Annotated in this window: 22 protein-coding genes; 7 read left to right on the top strand and 15 right to left on the bottom strand. The window is 59.5% G+C overall.

Features of this window, described 5'->3' with window-relative positions:
- Positions 1-26 precede the first annotated feature (26 nt).
- From ACR0NO_RS04780 to ACR0NO_RS04760, 5 genes are read right to left on the bottom strand one after another with little or no spacing between them, the layout of a single operon-like run.
- Positions 27-620: a YceI family protein gene (locus ACR0NO_RS04780; RefSeq protein WP_480723156.1), complete on the bottom strand. Its 594-nt coding sequence runs from the start codon at positions 618-620 to the stop codon at positions 27-29.
- 60 nt (positions 621-680) lie between these two features.
- Positions 681-1292, bottom strand: coding sequence for an ImuA family protein (locus ACR0NO_RS04775; protein WP_480723155.1), 612 nt, complete (start codon positions 1290-1292; stop codon positions 681-683).
- 48 nt (positions 1293-1340) lie between these two features.
- A complete protein-coding gene (locus tag ACR0NO_RS04770; protein WP_480723154.1) occupies positions 1341-1922 on the bottom strand; it encodes a retropepsin-like aspartic protease family protein in 582 nt (193 codons plus the stop codon).
- Between the two features lie 39 nt (positions 1923-1961).
- Complete coding sequence (locus tag ACR0NO_RS04765) at positions 1962-2582, bottom strand: MarC family protein (protein WP_170469775.1); 621 nt, start codon at positions 2580-2582, stop codon at positions 1962-1964.
- Entirely contained in the window at positions 2579-4432 is a 1854-nt protein-coding gene (locus tag ACR0NO_RS04760; protein ID WP_480723153.1) for an ABC-F family ATP-binding cassette domain-containing protein, read from the bottom strand. Before ACR0NO_RS04760 ends, ACR0NO_RS04765 begins: the two co-directional genes overlap by 4 nt.
- Positions 4433-4540: 108 nt before the next feature.
- Here ACR0NO_RS04760 and ACR0NO_RS04755 point away from each other — a divergent pair, with 108 nt between their 5' ends.
- Positions 4541-5743 (top strand): multidrug effflux MFS transporter, encoded by a 1203-nt coding sequence (locus ACR0NO_RS04755; protein WP_480723152.1) that lies wholly within the window; start codon positions 4541-4543, stop codon positions 5741-5743.
- A gap of 115 nt (positions 5744-5858) precedes the next feature.
- A complete protein-coding gene (gene ndk, locus ACR0NO_RS04750; protein ID WP_155143779.1) occupies positions 5859-6281 on the top strand; it encodes a nucleoside-diphosphate kinase in 423 nt (140 codons plus the stop codon).
- A gap of 56 nt (positions 6282-6337) precedes the next feature.
- On the opposite strand, the gene ACR0NO_RS04745 is transcribed toward ndk, so the two are convergent.
- Positions 6338-6685 (bottom strand): TfoX/Sxy family protein, encoded by a 348-nt coding sequence (locus tag ACR0NO_RS04745; protein WP_170376712.1) that lies wholly within the window; start codon positions 6683-6685, stop codon positions 6338-6340.
- Positions 6686-6816: 131 nt separating this feature from the next.
- Here ACR0NO_RS04745 and ACR0NO_RS04740 point away from each other — a divergent pair, with 131 nt between their 5' ends.
- From ACR0NO_RS04740 to ACR0NO_RS04730, 3 genes are read left to right on the top strand one after another with little or no spacing between them, the layout of a single operon-like run.
- Positions 6817-8328 carry a CHAD domain-containing protein gene (locus ACR0NO_RS04740; protein ID WP_480723151.1) on the top strand — a complete coding sequence of 504 codons (1512 nt, stop codon included), beginning with the start codon at positions 6817-6819 and terminating at the stop codon, positions 8326-8328.
- 3 nt (positions 8329-8331) lie between these two features.
- Positions 8332-9087: a ParA family protein gene (locus ACR0NO_RS04735; RefSeq protein ID WP_480723150.1), complete on the top strand. Its 756-nt coding sequence runs from the start codon at positions 8332-8334 to the stop codon at positions 9085-9087.
- The gene (locus ACR0NO_RS04730) at positions 9084-9551 is read left to right on the top strand and encodes a CYTH domain-containing protein (protein WP_480723149.1); all 468 of its coding nucleotides are present in this window, start codon (positions 9084-9086) and stop codon (positions 9549-9551) included. Before ACR0NO_RS04735 ends, ACR0NO_RS04730 begins: the two co-directional genes overlap by 4 nt.
- Here ACR0NO_RS04730 and ACR0NO_RS04725 read toward each other — a convergent pair.
- From ACR0NO_RS04725 to ACR0NO_RS04685, 9 genes are all read right to left on the bottom strand, one after another.
- Positions 9548-10912 carry a sensor histidine kinase gene (locus ACR0NO_RS04725; RefSeq protein WP_480723148.1) on the bottom strand — a complete coding sequence of 455 codons (1365 nt, stop codon included), beginning with the start codon at positions 10910-10912 and terminating at the stop codon, positions 9548-9550. The two genes, ACR0NO_RS04730 and ACR0NO_RS04725, sit on opposite strands and share 4 nt — an antisense overlap.
- Entirely contained in the window at positions 10905-11585 is a 681-nt protein-coding gene (locus ACR0NO_RS04720; RefSeq protein ID WP_209250618.1) for a response regulator transcription factor, read from the bottom strand. Before ACR0NO_RS04720 ends, ACR0NO_RS04725 begins: the two co-directional genes overlap by 8 nt.
- A 180-nt stretch (positions 11586-11765) precedes the next feature.
- Positions 11766-13202 (bottom strand): Do family serine endopeptidase, encoded by a 1437-nt coding sequence (locus tag ACR0NO_RS04715; protein ID WP_480723147.1) that lies wholly within the window; start codon positions 13200-13202, stop codon positions 11766-11768.
- 749 nt (positions 13203-13951) lie between these two features.
- Positions 13952-14551, bottom strand: a complete 600-nt coding sequence (locus tag ACR0NO_RS04710) for a nucleotidyltransferase family protein (RefSeq protein WP_480723146.1) — start codon at positions 14549-14551, stop codon at positions 13952-13954.
- Positions 14552-14582: 31 nt separating this feature from the next.
- On the bottom strand, positions 14583-17000 hold the full coding sequence (locus tag ACR0NO_RS04705; protein ID WP_480723145.1) for a GcvT family protein: 2418 nt from the start codon (positions 16998-17000) through the stop codon (positions 14583-14585).
- A 92-nt stretch (positions 17001-17092) separates the two neighbouring features.
- On the bottom strand, positions 17093-18400 hold the full coding sequence (locus ACR0NO_RS04700; RefSeq protein WP_170376728.1) for an HlyC/CorC family transporter: 1308 nt from the start codon (positions 18398-18400) through the stop codon (positions 17093-17095).
- Between the two features lie 63 nt (positions 18401-18463).
- Positions 18464-19417, bottom strand: a complete 954-nt coding sequence (locus ACR0NO_RS04695) for a tyrosine recombinase (RefSeq protein WP_480723144.1) — start codon at positions 19415-19417, stop codon at positions 18464-18466.
- Positions 19417-20940: a hypothetical protein gene (locus tag ACR0NO_RS04690; RefSeq protein ID WP_480723143.1), complete on the bottom strand. Its 1524-nt coding sequence runs from the start codon at positions 20938-20940 to the stop codon at positions 19417-19419. The genes ACR0NO_RS04695 and ACR0NO_RS04690 overlap by 1 nt, the downstream gene beginning before the upstream one ends.
- Positions 20930-21079 carry a hypothetical protein gene (locus ACR0NO_RS04685; protein WP_170376734.1) on the bottom strand — a complete coding sequence of 50 codons (150 nt, stop codon included), beginning with the start codon at positions 21077-21079 and terminating at the stop codon, positions 20930-20932. The genes ACR0NO_RS04690 and ACR0NO_RS04685 overlap by 11 nt, the downstream gene beginning before the upstream one ends.
- Positions 21080-21158: 79 nt before the next feature.
- Here ACR0NO_RS04685 and ACR0NO_RS04680 point away from each other — a divergent pair, with 79 nt between their 5' ends.
- Complete coding sequence (locus ACR0NO_RS04680) at positions 21159-21746, top strand: shikimate kinase (RefSeq protein WP_170747501.1); 588 nt, start codon at positions 21159-21161, stop codon at positions 21744-21746.
- Positions 21747-22859 carry a 3-dehydroquinate synthase gene (gene aroB, locus ACR0NO_RS04675; RefSeq protein ID WP_480723142.1) on the top strand — a complete coding sequence of 371 codons (1113 nt, stop codon included), beginning with the start codon at positions 21747-21749 and terminating at the stop codon, positions 22857-22859. It begins immediately after the preceding gene.

The raw sequence follows: 22859 nt of genomic DNA, 5'->3' as shown, positions 1-22859 counted from the left end.
AGTCGTTTTTGAACTTTCGCCTTTGGTCAGAGGCGGCTGATCTCGGCTCGAATGTCCAGTGTGACGGTGTCATTCACCAGATCAGGATAGCCCGAGGCTCCAAAGTCGTGCCGGTTCAGTGCTCCCCTTAGGCTAATCGACAGGCGATCCAGATCACCCGCCGCTGTGCCTGGCGGCCGGTAGAGGCTGGCTTGCAAAGTGATCGGACGCGTCACTCCCCGAACTGTCAGGTCCCCGGTGATACGGGCCCCGTCCGAGATGCGCCCATCCTGCCCAAGTTCGATCTCGGTTGAGACGAAGGTGATGGTCGGATGGCTTTCGGCGTCCAGTACACTGGGACTGAGCATGGGCGCGCGCGCAAAGGGCAGGCGGGTTTTGGCTTTGCTCACGTCCAATGCCACCTGAACCCGGCTGTTCTGCAGGCGGGTCGTATCCACTTGAACATCCGCTGTCCGGATCGGCATGGTACCGCTTTGCGCGACGCCGGACAGATCGAAGCTGAAACCAACCTTCGTATCGCTTTCCGACAGGGCATAGGGGCTGAGCGCTGCATGCAGCGTTTGGGCGAAGGGTAGGGTCGCCAGCCCCGCAAGAACGGTACGTCGGGACAAATCTCTCATGACCGGACGCTAGGGCGCGCGACCCCTTGGGCCAACAAAAAAATGCGTGATCAGCTGCGCTCAGTCCACGGCGGCGATCTGGTCAAGCTGCAGCCCGGCGCGCGGTTTGATCTGCGTGGCCGTCCAGCTGACCGGAGGCAAGGCACGGGCGCGGCGGCGGGTCAGGGTCCAGCGGCGGGCCTCGCCCTGATGCGCGGCGGCCATGTGCCAGCGGGTCTCGATCCCTTGCGCACCTCCATCACCGGGCGTTAGCAGCAGGCCCAGCGGGGCCCGCCCCATGGTGCCGCCCTGTTCGGCGGCCAGATGCATCCGGCGCACGGGCGTCAGCCCCGGCGCGCCAGGCAGATCCCCGACGATCAGCGGGATGGCTCCGCTGCGCAGCGCTTCCTCCATGCACCACAACAGGTCTTCGGCGCGGGTGGGACGGACAAAGATGAACCGGGCGGGATCGGCAAAGGGCATCATCCCGTCTGGGTTCAACTGACCGGGCTCCCACGCAGGGGAAATCCATAGGACCGGCCCCTGCATCTGACCGGCCAACCACATGGCAAAGCTGCGCCGCGCGGGGCCGCAGCCTTCATGCACGCGCCCCAGTTGCAGGGTGATCCCATCCTGTAGGGTAACCCCCGGCGCGGCGCGCGCGGGCTTTTGACCAAGAAGCTGAGCAGACATGAACAACTCATATCATGTTCTCATTTTGTTCTCAAGCATTACACGTGCCTAGCGCGACAGGATCATACGTCCATCGGTGAACTGGATGTTCGAAAAACGATGCAGGTAGTCCATGCCCAGAAGCGACTTGTGCAACTCCCCCTCATTGATCCAGGCCGAGACATTCTGATCTGTGATTGGCCCCACCGTCAGAGTGTCCAGCCGCACCGGAGCGGTCCGAACCTCGCCGTTGGCAGTCAGGGCGCGGCCAAAGTAGTTCAGCTGGTTCGGATCGATCCCCGCGCGTCTGGCGTCCTTGTCGCTGAGAACAATCTGACTGGCTCCGGTATCGACCAGAAAGGTGATCGGTTCTCCGTTCACCTGAACCGGCAGATAGTAGTGCCCGTCCGCCGAGCGGGGCACCTCGATCGACTCACCTGTCACCGTCATCTGCGGAGCAGGGCCGACCGTTGTACGGATATCCTCCCACAGGCCAACCACGGCCACGACACCGACGAAGATGAACACCCAGGCCATGACCTGCTGCACGGTTTTGTTCAGCGATTGGCGGTTCTGCGCCAGGAACCAGAACACAACAGCCGTGCCCAGCACGCTGAGGTAGACCAAACGCATTACATTGTCGGTGTCCATGCCGAAATCCTTACTCGCTACACAGCAGTATATGGGGGGTCAGGACGCGAATCCAAAGGCCTTGAGGCCATCCAGAATGAACTGAACCGACAAAGCTGCCAGCAACATACCCAGCAGCCGGGTCAGGACGTTCAGCCCGGTCTTGCCCAGAATGCGGCCGATCAACCCGCCAGCCAGGAAGAAGATCAGGACAACAGACATTACCGCCAGCATGACAATGCAAGCCTCGACAATGCCCAGCACGCCGGGATGCTGACCGGCCAGCAGGATGATCGTCGCGATCGAACCCGGCCCCGCAATTAGTGGAATGGCCAGAGGGAACACGGACGGGTCGGGATGTTCCTCTTCTTCGGCCCGGTCTTCGCGGCGTTTGGTGCGGCGGTCGAACAGCATGTCCAGCGCGGTGAGGAACAGCAAAGCTCCGCCTGCAACGCGAAAGGCGGCCATCGAGATCCCGACAAAGCCCAGCAGTGCCTCGCCAAAAGCGGCAAAGGCGATCAGGATGAAGACGGCGGTCAGGCAGCTACGAAAGGCAGTCTTGCGCCGAGTCTTCGCATCCATGTCCTGCGTCAGCGCTACGAAAATCGGCGTGGTACCAAAGGGGTCGATCACCACGAACAAGGTGGTGAAGGCTGTAATGAAAAAGGCCAGATCCATCATGCGGCATTCTCGGCTTGTTCAAGGCGTTCCGCTGCGGCCACCCATAGGGCCTCGGCTTTTTGCATGGCCTCGGACACCTCGGCGAATTTGCGGTTCCAGGTCTCAAGATCGTTGATCCTGTCATCCTCGTACAGCGCCGGATCCGCCAGCTTGGCCGAGAGTTTCTCATGCATATTCGTTAGCTTTTCGATCCGGTCCTCGCATTTGCGCAGATCGGCGCGCAGGGCCAGCATCGCTTCACGAGACGGGCGCTTGGGCTTTGCAGCCTGCGGCTTTGTTTTGACTGGCTTGTCCCGGGCCAACAGCATCGCGCGATAGGCCTCGAGGTCGTCGTCGAACGGCTTGACCGTCCCGTCCGAGACCAGCCACAACCGATCCGCCACCAGCGACAGCAGGTGCATGTCGTGGCTGACCAGAACAACCGCTCCGGAATAGGCGGTCAGCGCCTCGACCAGCGCCTCGCGGCTTTCGATATCGAGGTGGTTGGTCGGTTCGTCGAGGATCAGCATATGCGGCGCATCAATGGTGGCGAGCAGCAGCGACAGTCGGGCTTTTTGCCCTCCGGACAGGCGGCCAACCTCTGTCTCGGCTTGATCGGAGTTCAGACCAAACCCGGCCAGACGCGACCGCCATTTGCCTGGCACCTCATCCGGGCGCAGACGGCGTAGGTGGTCCAGCGGGGTTTCGTCCACATAGAGTTCATCCACCTGATGCTGCGCGAAATACCCGATACGTAGCTTGTTGCTGCGGCTCATCTTACCCGCCATCAGGGGCAGACGGTCTGACAAGAGTTTGGACAGAGTCGATTTACCCTGACCATTCTTACCCAGCAGCGCGATCCGGTCGTCCTGGTCAATGCGCAGGTTCAGACGGCGCAGCACTTCGACTTCGCCATAGCCAGTCACGCCACCTTCGATCTGAATGATGGGCGGCGACAGTTCCTCAGGCTCGGGGAAGGAAAACGCGCGCAAAGCGGCCTCTTGCGGGGTAGAGACCAGCTGTATGCGTTCAATCATCTTCAGGCGCGATTGGGCCTGAACGGCCTTGGACGCCTTGTACCGGAAGCGATCCACGAAGCTTTGCAGATGAGCGATGCGGGCCTTAGCCTTGGCGTTCTCCGACTCCGCTTGCGCCAGACGTTCGGCGCGGCGCTCGGCGAACTTGTCATAAGGAACCGCGTAGTAGGTGAGCTTGCGATCTTCCAGATGCAGGATCGAACCTACGGCCCGGTTCAAAAGACCGCGGTCGTGGCTGATGATGATGACCGTGTGAGGATACTTCGCCAGATAGCTCTCCAGCCACAAAGCGCCTTCGAGGTCGAGATAGTTGGTCGGTTCGTCGAGCAGCAGCAGATCGGGCTGCGAAAACAGTACCGCCGCCAGAGCGACGCGCATCCGCCAACCGCCCGAAAAATCTGAGCAGGGGCGAAGCTGGTCGTCGTCATCGAAGCCCAGACCTTTGAGGATCGAGGCCGCGCGCGCCTCGGCCGACCAAGCGTCGATATCGGCCAGACGGGTCTGGATCTCGGCAATGCGGGCGGGGTCCTCAGCGGTCTCAGCTTCGGCCATCAGGGCGCCGCGTTCGGTATCGGCGGCCAGAACGGTATTGATCAGCGACACGTCGGACGAGGGCACCTCTTGCGCCACACCGCCAATCCGCGCGCGTTTCGGGATCGAGATATTGCCCGATTCCAACGCCAGCTCCCCCCGGATCAGGCGGAACAGCGTGGTTTTCCCGGTGCCATTGCGGCCCACAAGACCAACCTTGTGGCCGTCTGGAATGGTTGCGCTGGCCCCATCAAAAAGGGGACGGCCCTCAACGGCATAAGTGATGTCTTCGATCCGTAGCATGATGCGCTCTTAGCAGAGCCGTGATGCCGCCGCCAGCGGCTAAGCATGTTCAACTGACCAGCGATGTGTTAGCGCTTTCTCGTTTGCCAATTTGAAACGGTTTTGACCATGCGCGCCGCCCAGACGCCTCCAACTTTGATCACGCTGATCTTTGCTACGGCGCTGTCGGTTCTTTCGCTGAATATGTTCCTACCTTCGCTGGCGCATATGAGTGAGGATTTCGCGGTCGACTATGGTCTCGTGAACCTTTCAGTCGCGGGATATCTGGCGGTTTCAGCCATACTTCAGCTGATCATGGGGCCGCTGTCGGATCGCTACGGACGCAGGCCGGTCTTGCTGATCTGCATGGCGATCTTTGTTTGCGCTTCAATCGGTTGCGCCCTCGCTGAGTCGATCTGGCTATTCCTTGGCTTCCGCCTGTTGCAAGCCGCTGTAGTAGCGGGCTCAGTCTTGTCCAGCGCGTCGATCCGGGATCAATACCCGCCGAATGAGGCCGCCAGCAAACTTGGCTATGTCGCTATGGCAATGGCCCTCGCACCGATGCTGGGGCCGATGCTGGGCGGGGCGCTTGATATGCTCTTTGGTTGGCGGGCCGGGTTTGTTTTGTATTCGCTGTTGGGGTCGGGACTGTTGACCTTGCTTTGGTTCGACATGGGCGAGACCAACATCAACCGCTCCTCAACTTTCGCTGCACAGCTGAGAGAATACCCGCACCTGTTCCGTGCCCGCAGGTTCTGGGGCTATGCCCTTTGCGCGGCGTTTTCGATCGGGGGGTTCTACAGCTTTATCACCGGTGCGCCCTTAGTGGCTGCAGCGTGGTTCGATCTGAGCCCCGCGATGTTGGGTCTAGGCATTGGCATCATCACCGGCGGCTTCATGGTGGGCAATTTCATCACCGGTCGCATTGCTGCACGGACCCGGCTGACCACGATGATCCTGATCGGACGGATCGTGGCCTCGACCGGCCCTATGCTTGGGTTGTTTTTGTTTCTGGGCCAGATGGACTCGGTCTGGGTATTCTTCGGTTCGGCCATCTGCGTAGGGTTTGGCAACGGCTTGACCAACGCCAACGCGTCGGCTGGCGTCATGTCGGTGCGCCCGAAACTGGCAGGCAGCGCCGCAGGTCTTTCGGGCGCGATGATCGTCGCGTTGGGGGCTGTGCTGACGTCTATGACCGGAGCATTCGTCAACGCCGAAAACGGCCCGTATCTAGTTCTGGGCATGATGAGCGGCAGCAGTTTTATCGGCCTGCTTGCGGTGCTCTACATCCGCCGTGTCGACCGTCTAGAGCCTTTGCCTGACACAATCTGAACCGCAAAGCGCGGGGCAGGGCATCATAAGACTTTTCATGAGCCACAGACCATGTTAGGCGGCGCGCGATGGATTTCGGCGCGGACCCCGCGCCACATTGTAAGGAGAGGCCGACATGGCACTGGAACGCACATTCTCGATCATCAAACCCGATGCAACCCGCCGCAACCTGACTGGCAAAATCAACGCCAAGTTCGAAGAAGCTGGTCTGCGCATCGTTGCGCAAAAGCGCATCCACATGACCAAAGAGCAAGCCGGCAAGTTCTACGAAGTTCACGCCGAGCGTCCGTTCTATGACGAACTGTGCGAGTTCATGTCGTCGGCTCCGGTCGTTGTTCAGGTTCTGGAAGGCGAAGGCGCCATTGCTAAGAACCGTGAAGTCATGGGCGCAACCAACCCTGCTGACGCAGCGGCCGGCACCATCCGCGCCGAGTTTGCTGAATCGGTTGGCGAAAACTCGGTCCACGGTTCGGACGCTCCGGAAACCGCAGCGGTGGAGATCGCCTACTTCTTCTCGGGTATCGAACTGGTCGGCTAAGCCACCACTTTGATGAACAAATTGGGCCGCTCCTGATTGGGGCGGCCTTTTTCGTTTCAGATCTGCTTTAGATCGTGGGCTGCAACCCGTACCCCGATGGCATCCAGATCCGAGACCATTTGGCTTTCCGGGGCCGCCTTTGTGCCGGATTTGATCGTGTCAAACCGTTGTCTTAACGCCTTTTTCTCCTCGCCCTTGCAGTCGTTCCAAGGGCGGCCCTGCAGCCCCATCACCAACACATAGTAGCCGATGAAATGCGGCCTTGTGCCTGCTGCCAACAGCTTGGCATAGGCGGCATCGGCGCCCAGCTCTCGCAGCTCCTGCGCCGAATGGATGCCCGCGCGAGTGCAAGCCTGTTCGAAGGCGGGGCCGAGATTGCGGATGGAGGAGACCGGATCAGACATGTCTTGGTTTTAGCCGGACGGTTTTGACCTGTCACCCGCACAAATCCCAGGTTTGGTTGATCTTGTTCTTGATGCAGGGCGCGATTCACGGTCTCATGACGATATGTAGAAGGGTCGGGCAGGGGTAAGACGTGTCGCAGGGAACAAACGGATTCTTCATCCTCCCCGGCGGGCTTGATCAGGCCGCGTTCGAGCACGCTTTGCCCAATCACTCAGTCGATATTCAGATGGGCACCGCCGCGCCGGTCCTTTTGCTTGATTGTCACGATCAGTCACTCCGCAGCTCCGGCAGGGTCCTGCTCGAGAACAGAGGGAGCTTGCGGCTTGTCTCCATGCAGGGGCAGGTCTCCGAGCAGCAGGCAAGGGGCAAGGGGCAATTCGTACAGAACCTGCCTGAAGGACCAGTGAAGGCGGCGCTGAACGGCTTTCCTACTTTGCGCGCCCTGACGCCGATTGGTACGGGCGAGGTTGAGGAAGGCGCGCTTGCGATTCTCGACGATCTGCAAAAGACGCAGGTTCGGGGACATATCCTGTCGCTTAGAACCGATCGCGGGCAAGTGGCATTTGTCTGGTTACAACAACTGCGCGGCTATGATCGCGCTTTTGCTGCGGCCTGTGATAGTCTTGAGGGAATGACTTCGGGCGGTATTGACGACTTGTTCGAGGTTTTGTTCCCAGACATGGCGCGTTACCGCGCAAAACCGGCGATTGCGCTTGGCACGCAAGAACCATCCTTGGAGGTCGCGACTGACCTGATCCGGACCTATCTCAGCGTTGCGCGTCAGAATGAGGCTGGCATAGTGGCGGATATTGATACCGAGTTTCTGCATGACTACCGAGTGTCTTTTCGGCGCATCCGCTCAGTCGTGAGCTTGTTCAAAGGGGTGTTTTCAGACCAGCAGACGGCAGAGTTGAAACGGGTCTTTTCGGACCTGATGGCCCCAACCGGTCGCTTACGGGATCTGGATGTCTATCTTTTGGAAAAAGATATGTATCTCAGTCTCGTACCGGAAAATCTTCATGCTGGTGTTCAGGCCATGTTCGACCGGTTCGAACAAGAGCGTGCCAAGGAACTGTCCCGTCTGTCTCGCCATTTGCGCAGCGCGACCTATGAAACTGCGATGACCGATCTGGCGCAGGAATTCTCAAGTCCAGAAACTCTGGAGCCGGGGCCGAGCGCTGATCGCGGAGCCTATTGCTATGCCTGCGCGCTGATCTGGAAACGCTATCGCAAGACTTGCAAACTCGCCCGCAGTATTAGTGACGAGACGCCAGACCAAACCGTCCACGACCTGCGGATCGACTGCAAGAAACTGCGCTATCTGATGGAGTTCTTCGGGCCTCTGTTCAATGCAAAGGACTTCAAAACGATCCTCAAGCCTCTGAAAAAGCTGCAAGATAACCTGGGCCTGTTCAACGATTACTCGGTCCAGCAAGAGGCGCTGCTGGCGTTTGTTACCGACCAAAGCACCGCCCAAGGCCGCGTGGACGCGCAGCTTGGTTTGGCCGCTGGTGGCCTAATCGCAGTTCTCGACCAACGCCAAAAGGCCGAACGTGCGCGCGTGATTTCAAACTTTCAGCATTTCGACAGCCCGAAGATCCGGCATCTTTTCCGCAGCCTGTTTCACCACACAAAGGAGTGAGGAATGAAGATCATTGCCTGCTACAGTAACAAGGGCGGGGTCGGGAAGACCGCGACCTCGGTGAACCTCGCCTACGCCTATGCGCAGGCGGGTCAGCAGGTGCTTTTGTGCGATCTTGATCCGCAGGGGGCGTCGGGTTTTTATTTCCGGGTCAAGCCGTCGAAAAAACTGACAGACGCGCGTTTTTTTGAGGATGTGGAACGGTTTACCAAGGCCATCCGGGCCAGTGACTTCGAAGGTCTGGATGTGTTGCCCGCCAATCTGACATTTCGCGATTTCGACGTTTTCCTATCCCGGATGCGCAACAAGCGCTCGCGTTTGAAAAAGGCTCTGGTCGCGGCAGGCAGCGATTATGACGTGATTATTCTGGATTGCCCGCCGAACTTCTCGACCCTGTCCGAGAACATCTTCCGCGCTGCTGATGAGATCGTCGTGCCGGTGATCCCGACGACACTTTCGGAACGCACATTCGATCAGCTGGTTAGCTTTTTCGAAGAACACAAGTTGCGGAAAAAAAAGCTGAGGGCGTTCTTCTCGATGGTGCAGAAGCGCAAGATTTTGCATCAGGACACAAGGGAGAAGATGCGCGGGCTATACCGCAAACGGTTTCTGCAAACCTCGATTCCCTTCACCGCGGATATCGAGAAAATGGGCCAGCACCGCGCTCCGGTCAGCACCTATGCTGCACGCAGTGCGGCCAGTGAAGCCTATAAGGCGCTCTATGATGAATTGGAAAACGGGGTGGTTGCATCGAAATGAGCATCGAAATCGAACGCAAATTTCTGGTCGCTGAACTGCCCGATCTAGGTGGAACCAAAAAGGCTGTGGTGCGGCAGGGGTATCTTACGGCCACTGAGGACTCAGTGGAGATGCGGCTGCGGCAGAAGAATGACAGTTATTTCCTCACCCTCAAGGGCGCGGGCGGTCTGGTCCGGGTCGAGCGGGAGGCCGAGATTTCAGCCGATCAGTTCGAAACCTTCTGGCCCGAGACCGAGGGACGGCGGGTTGAGAAGGTGCGATACACTGGCACGCTGCCGGATGGGCATGTGTTTGAATTGGATGTGTTCGAAGGCGATCTGGCACCGCTGTGTCTGGTTGAGGTCGAATTCACCTCGGAGCAAGATGCGAAAGGCTACACGCCGCCCGCGTGGTTCGGTGCGGATGTGACCGAGGATAAGCGCTATAAAAACAAGAACATGGCGATCAAAGGACGCCCGAGTTAGCGCGCCAGTTTCAGCGTAGTTTCGAGGCCGGGATCGCAGTTGCGCGCCTCGAACGCACCGCCATGCATCCGTGAGATTGCAGCCACCAAGGCAAGGCCCAGTCCGGCATTGCGCTCAGTCCGCGCAGGGTCCAGCGTTACGAATGGCTGCTGCAAGCGAGGAAGGTCCTGTTCCGGAACGCCTGGCCCTTCATCGCGCACGCTGAGGCGGGTGCAGGCGGTGTCCTCTTCAAGGGATACGGTGATAGTCGAGTCCTCCGGCGCATATCGCAACGCGTTGTCCAGAAGGTTGGACAAGGCTTGCGACAGAAGAGGGCGGTGGCCCTGAATGGGCTTGGCTTGACCTGAAACTTCAAGCCGAACATTCTGATCCGCCGCAACAGGCTCATAGAGGTCCACGACATCCTCAACCAGTTGGTGCAGATCGACATCCTCAAACTGTTCGCGCCCCAGCCCGGCCTCAGCGCGTGAGATTTCGGTCAGTTGCCCCAGCACGCGCAAGACATGATCCACCTCGGTGGTGGCCCGGGCGATGTCGATCTCGCGGTCCAGATCGCTTTTGTCCGGGTCGGACAGCGCTTCAACCCGTTGTTTCAAACGGGAAAGGGGCGATCGCAGGTCATGCGCAATAGAGTTCGAGGTTGTGCGCAGGTTGCTGATCAGCTCTTCTATCCGGTCGAGCATGGTGTTCAAGGTCCCGGCGACCTGATCGAACTCATCACCGGTGCCGCGTATAGGCATCCGGCGAGACAGATCGCCCGAGACGATATTCTCCGCCGTGCTGGCGATGTCGGACAGGCGCGAAAACACCAGCCTGGTGAACAGCCATCCGGTCAACAGGCTGAGGAGCAGGGCAATCCCAAGTGCCAGTGCGACTGACCGCAGCAGAACCCGGTCGAACTGCTGACGGGCAACGGCATCACGCCCGACGATAAGGCGCTCGCCACCGGGCAGGCGGATCGAGGCGGCAGAAACAGGCACCAGCTCGTCATTGTCGGCGCGGCGGACCTCGAGATCGACCCAGCCACTGCCCGCGGTGATGTCCTCGGGCCATTGCTTGAGATTGCCCGCCAGTTTGTTGCCGAACCGGTCGGTCAAAAGATAAAGCGCGTCGCGTTCCGAGGCACTGGGCAGGCGGCGTTCGATGGCGGTGATAAGGCCAATGAGACCGCGCCTCTCATATTCATCTGCAAGTCCGGTCAGTTCCGCCGAGACGACCGAGCGTGTCTCGGATTCGATGCTGCGATTGGCTGTCACATAGACCAAAGCCAGAACCGTCGCCGTCAGAATGGTGCTGAGAACCATGCTGGCGACGACAAGTCTTGTTCTGGAATTATTTACCGAAAGCCGAAGGTTATCCATCAGACATCATGTAACCCGCGCCCCGGACGGTTTCAATCAGCGGTACATCTCCGCCTTCGTCCAGTTGACGCCGCAGTTTCGAGATGTGGACGTCCACGACGTTTGTGTTCGGGTCGAAGTGATAGTCCCAAACGCCCTCAAGCAGCATGGTGCGCGACACAACTCGGTTCTTACGACGCAGGAAGAATTCAAGGATTTGGAACTCGCGCGGGGTCAATGAGATTTCCTGCCCGTCACGCGTGACCTTTCGGGTCAGCAAATCCATCTCAAGGTCCTTGCAGGTCAGGGTTGGCGTTTCTTCTGCGTCCTGCGGACGGCGCAGCAGCGCCTCGATCCGTGCATGAAGTTCCTGGAACGAAAACGGCTTGACCAGATAATCATCCGCGCCCGAACGTAGCCCTTTGACGCGTTCATCAACGGCGCTCATGGCGGTCAGCATCAGAACCGGCGTTTTCAGCCCGGCAGCGCGCATGGATTTGATCAGGGACAAGCCATCCAATCCGGGCAGCATCCTGTCCAGAACAATAGCGTCAAAACCTCCGTCAGTGGCGTGATACAACCCTTCGCGGCCATCTGCGGCAACCTCGACCACATAGCCTTCTTCGCTGAATCCTTTCGCGATGAAGTCCCGTGTATCTGCGTCATCTTCGACGATCAGCAGGCGTCTGCTCATGATGGAGGCTCCTTTTTATTCGAATTTAAACACAATTTATGGCCAAAGCACATGGCCTGAGGAAAACACGAGCCGGGTGCGTCCTTGCGCACCCGGCACGCCCGGCGAATTGCGGACAAACCAATCCGCCAGGAGGCGCGCACCAGATCTCCCCATCATGTGGCGCGCGCGGGCCTGAGGTCAGACGATTTCAACCGCCACGAAGATCTGGTTGCCACCGCGGTTGATAAGCACGAGAGCGGGGTCTGTCTTCTCGCTGTCCAAAGCCGCCTTAAGGGCGTCCGGCGAAGCGGTCTCCTGGCTGCCCAGTTTGACGATCACGTCGCCCCGCTGTAGTCCGGCCTTGGCCGCAGGGCTGTCGGGCTTCAGATCGGTCACGACGACCCCGTCGATCCCTTCGCCAACGCCCATTTCGGCACGTGCAGTTTCAGTCAGAGGGGCAACGGTAACACCGAGCGATGTGCCCGAGACCTCGGCCTCGACGGGCGCGTCGGTCTGAGTGGACGCGGCCTGGTGTTGGCCGATGGTCAGCTCCAGCTGCTGTTCGGTGCCATCCCGCAGGACGGTCAGAACGCTGTCCGTGCCAACTTTGGTGGTGCCCACAAGGATCGGCAGGTCGCTGCTGTTGTCCACAGACTCATTGTTGAAGCTCAGGATCACATCGCCTTGCTGCAGCACACCATCTGCCGGGCTGTCGGTCACGACATCGGACACCAGCGCGCCCGTTGAGGCATCAATGCCCAAGGCGGCTGCCAACTCGGGGCTGACATTCTGGATCGAGACACCCAGCCACCCGCGGCTGATTTCCCCGTCATCGCGCAGATCGGCTGTGATGTGATCCACGATGTTAGAGGTTACCGCAAAACCCAACCCGACCGAGCCGCCGCTTGGCGAGTAAATGGCTGAGTTAACACCGATAACCTCACCTTCCATGTTGAACAGAGGACCACCAGAATTGCCTTTGTTGATGGCGGCATCGGTCTGGATGAATTCAGCGTAAGGTCCTTGCGAAATATTGCGCCCCTTGGCGGACACGATGCCGGTTGTGACGGTGGAGCTCAGACCGAAGGGGTTGCCGATGGCTACGACGTCTTCGCCAACGCGGATCACGTCGCTGTCACCCAAGGTCACTGCTTGCAGCTCAGCCTCTGGCTCGATCTTCAGGACGGCGATATCGGTCAACGGGTCGGTACCGACGACCTCAGCGTCATAGGTGCGATCGTCGCTCAGACGGACGGTGATGGTTGAGGCATTGTCGACCACGTGATGGTTGGTGACTATGTAGCCCTCGGCATCCAGCACAAAGCCGGAGCCCAAACCCTGGGCCGGACCGCGCTGCGGCATGTCGAAGCCTTCGGGCGCACCGAACCTTTTGAAGAACTCACCAAAGGGATGGTTTTCCAGATCAAAGTCCTGACCCCGAGCAGGAGTCGCGACCGCGTCCTGTTCGGCAATGATGGTCACGACCGAAGGCGAGACCGTCTCGACCAGATCGGCCAGCGCTTCATCAGCCATCGAGGGCAGGGCCGTTGTGGCCAGAAGGGCTGCGCCCAAGGCACTGGCGCCAACCCAGCTGGATTTGCTCGGCAATAATAGTGAGGATTTACGGATGCTCATTTTTTGTCTCCTGTTCACGTCGCGCGAATTGAGGCGCGCGTTGAAACAGCAAATGAACCCTCAATCTGTGTCTTTCCTGACTGATGAATTAAGAAAACTTAATTTTGCCACAAAGCACATGTTCCGTGTCGGCGGAGCGCTGTTGGGATTCGCGGATTCAGGCCTGCTGACACATTGCGAATCGGAGGATTGTTGCTGAATTGGCTGTCAAACTTTGAATTTAGTTGAATTGAATATTGAGCATGAACAAACGGCAGGTCGTTTGGCGGTGTTTTTGAGCACTCTACTTAAAGTAGAAGATGGCCGAAAAAAATTCTGACGATGTAAACTATATTACTGCAATTACATGGTTATTATTGAATAAGACCACGTTTAATGGGGCCTTTATCGGAGCTTCTGCTAACGTAAATCCCCTTAGGGTTGATCTTGACGCAACGGGATGTTGCCCAAAAACCAAACTGAGACGTCCCTAGTTAACCGTTTCTTCCAATTTTACGTTGTTTCGAAGGATCGGATCAGCAAATATAAACATGCCCAAGTGAGGGGGAGCCAAAGGCACTAGGGGGTGCCCGTGGCTTGCTCAGTCTTAAAGCGCTGGTGGCATGTTAACGAGGGGGTCTTGTTTAGGTTTTAGCTGCTGTACGCCTAACCACCTGTATAGGTGATTTGGTTTAGCTTTATTGATTGCTGAAAGTGGTAGTCCTGTTTTGGGCACACGACCCGGTCTCTAACGACCGGGTCGTGTTCGTTTACGACCCTCGTTTTCTGAGCCAGTCCGCCCATGCCTCGGGTGTGTCGAGGTCTAACAGGGCATTGTCGCCGGGAAGACGTGTGAGGTGAGCCTTGTCCTTGTGCGCGCGAATGACGGATTGGGCGCCTTGATCTCCGGTCAGCTTCCGAAGTTCTGGAAAAAGCTGACGATCAAAGATAACGGGATGGCCAGGCTTGCCAGCCGACGTGGCTCCGCGCCAAATCAGATTGTCGGGATTGGCGTGTCTCGCGTTCTTCACAGCTCTTAGGTCGTTCGAGGTTAGCTCAGGCAAATCCGCCAGCAGAACCATGACAGCCGGCGCAGCGGCATCCACTTTGGCCAGCGCGCCGCGCAGGCTGGCGTTCATGCCTTCTGCCGCATCCGCAATTGGGGCCATCTGCACGTCCAAACCGTCCAGCGCGTCGTAGCGGGCATGAGGGCGGGGAGGAAGCGAAACGATCACCGGTCCGACCTCCAAGGCTGTCATGGTAGATCGTCGCAAAAGGGGTATGCCGTCGACCGCCTGTAGTAGCTTATCTGCACCGCGCATGCGCCGAGATTGCCCTGCCGCAAGCAGTATGATGGGTATGTCTGTCATAGGGGCAACATGCCGCCCGGTTGCTGCGTTGTCAGCCCCTCATTCGGTCGCCCTCAGGATCAAACAGCGGGGTCGAGATCACCCGCGCGGTCCGCATCTGGCCGAGGATTTCGATCTGAACCTCCAGCCCGTCTTTGATACGGTCCGTCGGAAGGAACCCCATCGCGACGGAGGTTTGGGCATAGTGGGAATAGCCGCCTGAGGTGCAAAAACCAACGACCTCTCCGTCCAGCCAGATCGGCTCGTACGCGTTCACATCCGCATCTTCGGCCTCGACCTCGAATGCGATCAGCTTGCGAGTCGTACCGTTATGCCTCTCTGCCTCAGCCGTTTCTCTACCAATGAAGTCGGTGTTTTTGGAGAACGAAATGAACCGATCTAACCCCGTTTCTGCGGCTGTGTAGTCTGGTGAGAACTCACGCATCCACGAGCCAAAGAACTTGTCCAGACGCAAGGACATCATGGCGCGCATGCCGAAAGGCACCATCCCATGGGGTTGCCCGGCCTCCCACAAAGTCCACCAGAGCTGTCGTTGCGCCATCGGATCGCAATAGATCTCATAGCCCAGATCGCCGGTGTAGCTGACCCGCTGCACGAGGCAATCCGTCATGCCGATCGTCATTGGACGCACGTCGAGGAACCGGAGGGTCGAGACTTCCTCGCGCGTGCAGGCCGCCAGTACCTCGGTCGCCTTAGGGCCTGCGATTTGGAAGCCATTCAGCTGGTCGCTGAAATTGCTGATTGAGACGCCCTCGGCTGCGTTCTGCTGGAACCAACGCATGTGGTAGGCTTGGCTGCCGTATGAGGCGGTCAGGCGGAAGTCGGTCTCACTTAGGCAAGACACGGTAAAATCACCGATCAGCTTGCCTTTGGGCGACAGCATCGGGGTCAGGGAGACTCGGCCCGGTTGAGGGATGCGTCCCGCCATGATCCGATCCAGCCACGCGCGGGCATTCGGGCCCGATATGCGATACTTGCCGAAATTGTGGACCTCGTTGATCCCTACACCTTCGCGAACAGCGCGAACTTCGCGCCCCGTGGAGTCGAACGCGTCCGAGCGTCGAAATGAGGGGGTTTCATAACCCGGCTCGTCGCCTTGCGCGAAGTAATTCGGCACCTCTAGCCCGTATTGCTGGCCCCAAACCGCGCCCAGATCGCTGAAGATGTCATACATCGGCGTGGTGCGATTGGGGCGCGCGGCGGGCAGTTCCTCGTTTGGGTAGGCGACGCTGAACCGTTTCTGATAGTTCTCAATGACCTTCGGGCGGGTATAGCCCGGGCTGATCCAGTCGCCGAACCGGGCCATGTCCATGGCGAAGACGTCGCGCTCCGGCTCGCCCTCGATCATCCATTGCGCCAGCGTCAGGCCAACGCCGCCGCCCTGGCTGAATCCGGCCATGACGCCGCAAGCGGACCAATAGTTGCGCGTCCCCGGTACCGGCCCGACCAGAGGGTTGCCATCGGGCGCAAAGGTGAACGGGCCGTGGATCACCGATTTCACCCCGGCCTCGGCCAGAACAGGGAAGCGGTTATAGGCGAACTCGATACTATCGGTGATCTTGTCATAGTCATCGGGCAGAAGTTCATGACCGAACTCCCACGGTGTACCGTCAACAGCCCATGGCTTACAGGGCTGCTCGTAGAACCCAATGCACAGGCCCCGACCTTCCTGCCGCAGATAGCTTTCACCTGCTGGGTCCATGACATGCGGGTGTTCACCGCCCGCATCAATGATCGCTTCGATCTGAGGGATCGAGTCTGTCACCAGATACTGATGCTCCATCGGGTGCAGAGGGAAATAGATGCCCGCCATTGCACCGACCTCACGCGCCCAGAGGCCGCCTGCGTTGACCACATGCTCGGCATGGATCGTGCCCTTGTCGGTGACCACATCCCATGTGCCGTCCGCGCGCTGATTGGTTTCGCGCACCATGCAGTGGGTCTCGATCGTGGCCCCGCCCATCCGGGCGGCCTTGGCGTAGGCATGGGTGGTGCCTGACGGATCCAGATGCCCATCCAGCGGATCGTAGAGCGCACCGATAATGCCGTCGGTATTGGTGATCGGCGCGATTTTCTTGATCTCATCGGGGCCGACGATTTCGGTTTCCAGCCCCATGAAGCGATGCTTGGCGCGTTCGGCCAGTAGCATGTCGAACCGATCCTGATTGTCCGCCAGCGTCACCCCGCCAACATGGTGCAACCCGCAGGACATTCCGGTGATCTCTTCCAGCTCTTTATACAGCCGGATCGTATAGCCCTGCAGCGCCGCCATGTTGGTGTCGCCGTTTAGAGTGTGAAACCCGCCCGCCGCGTGCCAGGTCGAGCCCGAAGTCAGCTCGGACCGTTCCAGAAGCATGACGTCGGACCACCCCAGTTTGGTCAGGTGATACAGAACCGAGCAGCCGACAACGCCGCCCCCAATGACCGCCACGCGGGTTTGCAGTTTCATGAAAGACTCCCAGATTTTCTGGAAGTCTGACCGGAGGCTCCGGGGGCGCAAGTATAAAAACGACAAATAATGTCGCGCACGTCGTCCCGCGCTTAGAGAGGTCTGATCTTCAGCTCCGTCACCCGGTTGCCCTCGCGCGCGGTAACCTCGAACCGGAACCCGTGGAAGGAAAACACCTGACCGACCACGGGGATCATCTGCGCCTCATGTATCACAAGGCCAGCGACGGTATTGGCTTCTTCATCCGGCAGGGACCAATCTAGGGCGCGGTTGACGTCGCGGATGGTCATGGCCCCTTCGACCAGAAACTGGCCATCCTCGGTGCGGGTAACAGGAACCTCTTCCTCGATGTCGAACTCGTCGGCGATTTCACCAACGATTTCTTCGAGAATATCCTCGAGCGTGATCAGGCCGCGCAGCGATCCGTATTCGTCGACCACTAGGGCAAAGTGGCTACGAATGCGCAGGAACTCTCGCATCTGGTCGTCCAGAGTGGTGGTTTCTGGTACGAAATAGGGATCGTTTGCTACTTTGGTGATGTCGAAGCCGGCCAAACGGTCCGAGTTGCTCTCGGATCCGCCGACTTGCGCGTACATCGCGCGGAACAGATCTTTGGCATGGACCACGCCGATGATGTTCTCGGGCTCGTCGCGAAAAACGGGCAGGCGCGTGTGGCGGCTTTGCAGGCATTGCTCCAGAATGGCATCCGGCTCTGCATCGGCGTCGATCATCTCGATGTTCGAGCGGTGGAGCATGATCTCTTCAACCGCACGGTCGCCCAGATCAAGCGCGCCCAGAATGCGGTCACGGTCTTCTTTCTCGACCACACCTTCGGAATGACCTAGCTGCAAAGCACCGGCGATTTCCTCGCGCACGGCGAGGATGTTGCTGTCCGGGTCGATCTGGACTCCGAAAATACGCAGCACACCGCGGACCAACAGGCGCACCGCGGCCACAATGGGCGAGAACACGGTGACGACAACGCTGATGATCGGGGCCACGGCAGAGGCGGCTTTTTCCGAATTAGTGATGGCATAGGTCTTGGGCAGGACTTCGGCAAAGATCAGAACCAGCAGGGTCATGACCAGCGTCGCCAACGCCACGCCGCTTTCACCGAACAGTCGGGTGAATAGGGCCGTCGCCAGCGAGGCCGCGAGGATGTTAACCAGGTTGTTGCCCAGCAGGACCGAGCCGATCAGCCTCTCATTGTCATCGGTGATATCGAGCGCCTTTTGCGCGCCGCGAGAGCCTTTGTCGGCCTGTGCCCTCAGCTTCCCTCGGGACGATGCGGTCAACGCTGTTTCTGAGCCTGAGAAAAAGCCCGAAAGGACAAGCAAAAGCAGGATAGCGCCAGTGGTAAACCAGAATGCGCCGTCGATCAGAGAGGATGTGGGTTCCATCGGTCCTTGGTTGTTCGTGTTTCTGCACCCGTTATGGGGATGCGCACCCTTGCAATCAAGGGGTTAGCCCTTGCTACCCTTGTCTTTCGCCAGCGGGTGATGTTCCAGCACCAGTTCCGACAGCCGTTCATCCAGCACATGCGTGTAGATCTCGGTCGTCGCGATGTCTGCGTGACCCAGTAGGGTCTGGATTGATCTCAGGTCGGCCCCGTTTGCCAACAGATGGGTGGCGAAGGCATGGCGCAACGTGTGCGGCGTGACCTTTTCGGGCGAGACACCGCCCTGAACCGCCAATTCTTTGACCAGCAAAAAGAACCTGTGCCGGGTCAGGTGCCCGGATTTGCCCCGTGACGGGAACAGGAATTTTGATCGGGTGCCACCTTTTTCAACATTTGCATCCTCGGCCTTGTCTCGTTCCTCAAGCCAAACGGCCAGCGCATCGCGGGCCGGGGGGGACAGGGGAACCATCCTCTCTTTGCCACCTTTGCCCAGAACCAGCAACATGCGGGGATCGCCGCGCGCGGATGAGACGGGCAGAGAGACCAGCTCCGTCACCCGCATACCGGTCGCGTAGAGAAGCTCCGTCAGGCAGGTGTTGCGGATACGGTCGGCTGGGCTGCGTCCGGTCTGGCGGGCAGCCTCGAGCAAGCGGTCGACTTCGGGGACGTCCAGCGTTTTGGGCAGCTGCTTCTTGCGGCCCGGGCCTTTGATCTGAATGGCCGGGTTCGCCTCGCGCCAGCCTTCTTCGAACGCGAACCGGTAGAGTTGTTTGATCGCCGACAACCGCCGGGCGCGGGTCGCGCGGGACAGGCCCTGCGCATCGCAATCGATCAGATAGGCTTCGATCCTATCACGATCCGCTTGCTCGAAACTGGTTTTGCTATGCTCCAGCCACGCGGCGAAATCCTTCAGGTCGCGACCATAGGCCAGCAGAGTATTCGTGGCCGCGCCCAATTCGGCGGCCTGCGCCTGCAGGAAGGTTGAAATCCACAGCTCATCTGATGCCGGGCCGCTCATCAGACGCGCTCGTTCAGGATCAGTAGGTTCAGTGCAGCGCGGCGGGCGGTTTCCTCCAGCCCGACACGGCGGAAGGCGGCGATTGCGGCGGTCATGTCCACCAGATTGCCGCGCGCGCCGTGGGCAAACAGCTGCATTGCCTCCAAAATCGCCTCGCCGAGTTGACCATTGTCCAGCAGGGCCTCGATGTCCGAAGGCACCGGCGCGGCCCAGGCGAACCCTTGCGCGACCGCATCTGCCAAAGGCGATGGCGAAACAGCGCGACCAGGATCACCCTGCGCCAAAGCTGCCAGGAACTGCGTCTCAACCGCTGTGTTCGGCGCTTGCATCGCGGCGCGTTCATAGAAATCCGAGAGCATCAGGATACGCCAGCGTAGGGCTTCCACATCGGCCCCCTGCAATTCGACCCTATAGAGGCGTTCGGCGAAGAGATCGGCAAAGGGCACTTCAAGCCCGACGCTGCGCATCTGTTTCCAGACGAGGGGGAGGGTCTTGCTGATCGCCTCGACATTGCCGGTTTCCAGGGCGGTTTCGAACTGCTGTACAGCGGCCACCCGATCCCAAACGGCACCTGATGCTGCCGGAGAACGCTCGGTGTAAAGACCAAGCAACTGGTTCGGGGTCAGCGCGCCAATACGGGTCAGGCGCTCGGCGGCTTCGATCTGCGCCTTCCAGCCGGCCACGTCGCGCAGGTCGGCATTGGCGAAGGCCCGCGGCAGAGGGGCCGAGGGCAAACGCTCCCCAATGGCCTCAAACAGCCTGAAGCTTAGCGGATCCGGGTCCTCGGGTTGCGGCAGGTAAGGCGCGTCCTCAAAAATGTCGGGGTTGAGGAAACGGTCGAGCAGGTCCAGTTCCTCAGGCGGCAACAGCTCCAGCGCGTGGGCGGCCTCAAGTGTCAGAGCAGCAGAGGGCCAATCCCCCCGGCGGGCCTTGCAGAAGATCTGGGCCGCATAGTCCTTGGATAGGTTGGGCTGGGCGGTCAGGGCGGTACAGCTGCGATCCTCGTCACCGGTCAGAAGCGTTGCATCAAACCAGCGTTCGAACCGCGCCTGCGTGTCCGTTGGACCGGCCAGTTGCACCAGTGACTGCGCCGGGTCCGCCGCGCCGAGCTGCATCAGCCGGTCCAGACGCGCCAGTAACAGTGTTTCTTCTCCAGACGCGCCGCCGGGCGCGCGGGCCTCGGACAGCAGCAGGGTGAACAGCAGCCGTTGCATGGCAGGGTTATGCTTGACCGGGATACGGGCGATCAGTTCTGAAATCCGCTCGGGGTCGCTGCCATGCCAGAGGTCGACGGGTAACCCGGTTACACTCGACGACACCAAACCGATCGGCTGCGACAGCGCGTCCAGAGGCGTGACCTCAACCGCAGGCTGGCCTCCGTTCTGCGCGACCGGAGGCTCCAGCAGCACCGTGCCCGGCAGGTTCTCAGGCGGGTCGTTCAGCCAATCAATCGCAGTCAGCGGCTGCTGCGCCTGCGCTGCTCCGGCCAGAGACAGCGCGACCAACACTTGCTTAATCGACATCCAACGTGACCGGTTCACGGATTTCGCTTTGCGGGGCCGAGAAATCGGCGCCGAAATAAGGACCCACATAGGCGTAGGCCACCAGCCCGATGAAGGCCAGGCAAACAATATATATCAGGAACTTGATCAGACGGCCCATGGCGCCACGCTGCCTCAATTTTTGGTTTTGACCAAGTTATAACTGGCATTTTTCTTAAGATCACGTCATTCACGGTTAAATGAGCGAAATTAAGCATAACACACACGCGGCAGGCACACAGGGCGGGTTTGACCTGCACAAAACCGTTGTTCTCGTGGGCATGATGGGGGCCGGAAAGACCGCTGTGGGCCGCGCATTGGCGGCGAGGCTGGGTGTTCCTTTCCTCGATAGCGACGCCGAGATCGAATCAGCCGCCAATATGACCATCCCCGAGATTTTCCAGCGCGACGGAGAGCCGTTTTTTCGCGCCAAGGAAACCCAGGTTATCGGTCGCTTGCTGGATGAGCAGAAAGGTATTCTATCGACGGGTGGTGGCGCGTTTCTGTCCGAGGGTAACCGCGACATGATCACCGAACGGGGTGCCTCGGTCTGGTTGCGGGCGGATCTTGATGTGTTGTGGAACCGGGTGCGCCATAAGGATACACGCCCGTTGCTGAGAACTGATGACCCCTATGCGACGTTGAAGGCGCTGTACGAGGCGCGTGTCCCGGTCTATGCCGAGGCCGATCTGACGGTGGCCTCGGATGGTGAGACCTCGATCGACAATATGGTAGACCGCGTGGTCGACGCCCTGCTGGCCCGACCCGATGTTTTGGAACGAAAATAGATGCATGAAACCGTACATGTGGAATTGGGCGAACGCTCGTATGATGTCGAGATTGGCCCGGACCTGCTGGCGCAATCCGGCGCGCGGATCGCGCCTTTGCTGCGCCGTCCGAAAGTTGCGGTTCTGACTGACGAGAACGTCGCCGCCCTTCATCTGGAGGCCCTGCGCGAAGGGCTTGCGAGCGCGGGGATCGAGATGTCCTCACTGGCCTTGCCTGCAGGAGAAGCGACCAAAAGCTGGCCGCATTTTGAGCGAGCTGTGGAGTGGCTGCTGGCCGAAAAGGTCGAGCGTCGGGACATCGTCATCGCCCTTGGCGGCGGAGTGATCGGGGACCTCGCAGGTTTCGCTGCCGCTGTGCTGCGCCGTGGCGTGCGTTTCGTTCAAATCCCGACCTCGTTGCTGGCGCAGGTCGACAGTTCGGTCGGAGGCAAAACTGGGATCAACGCGCCTCAGGGCAAAAACCTGATCGGCGCGTTTCATCAACCCTCCTTGGTGCTGGCCGATACCTCGGTTCTGGGCACCATGACCCAGCGTGATTTCCTGTCGGGCTATGGAGAGGTGGTCAAATACGGCCTGCTCGGCGACGCCGAATTCTTCGAATGGCTTGAAGGGAATGGGACCAAGGTCTCCTCGGGCGATATGGCCGCGCGGGTGCGTGCTGTCACGCGATCGGTCCAGATGAAAGCCGATATCGTCGCGCGCGACGAGACCGAGCAGGGGGATCGCGCGCTTTTGAACCTCGGGCACACGTTCTGTCACGCGTTGGAGGCCGCGACAGGGTATTCCGACCGGCTGTTGCATGGCGAAGGCGTTGCCATCGGCTGCGCGCTGGCCTTTGAATTGTCGGCACGACTGGGCCTGTGTTCGCAGGAAGACCCAAGCCGAGTGCGGGCGCATTTGAAGACTATGGGGATGAAAACCGATCTGGCTGATATTCCAGGTGATCTTCCCGGAGCCGAGGCCTTGGTGGACCTGATGGCGCAGGACAAAAAGGTGATCGACGGTCAGTTGCGTTTCATTTTGGCGCGAGGGATCGGTCAGGCCTTTGTGACTTCGGATGTCCCGCGTGAGGCCGTCCTGTCGGTGCTAGAGGATGCGTTGGCAACCGCCTGA

Source organism: Ruegeria sp. CL3 (genome assembly GCF_056536505.1).
The sequence above is the reverse complement of the archived record's forward strand: the minus strand, read 5'-3'. Positions and strand labels throughout refer to the sequence as shown.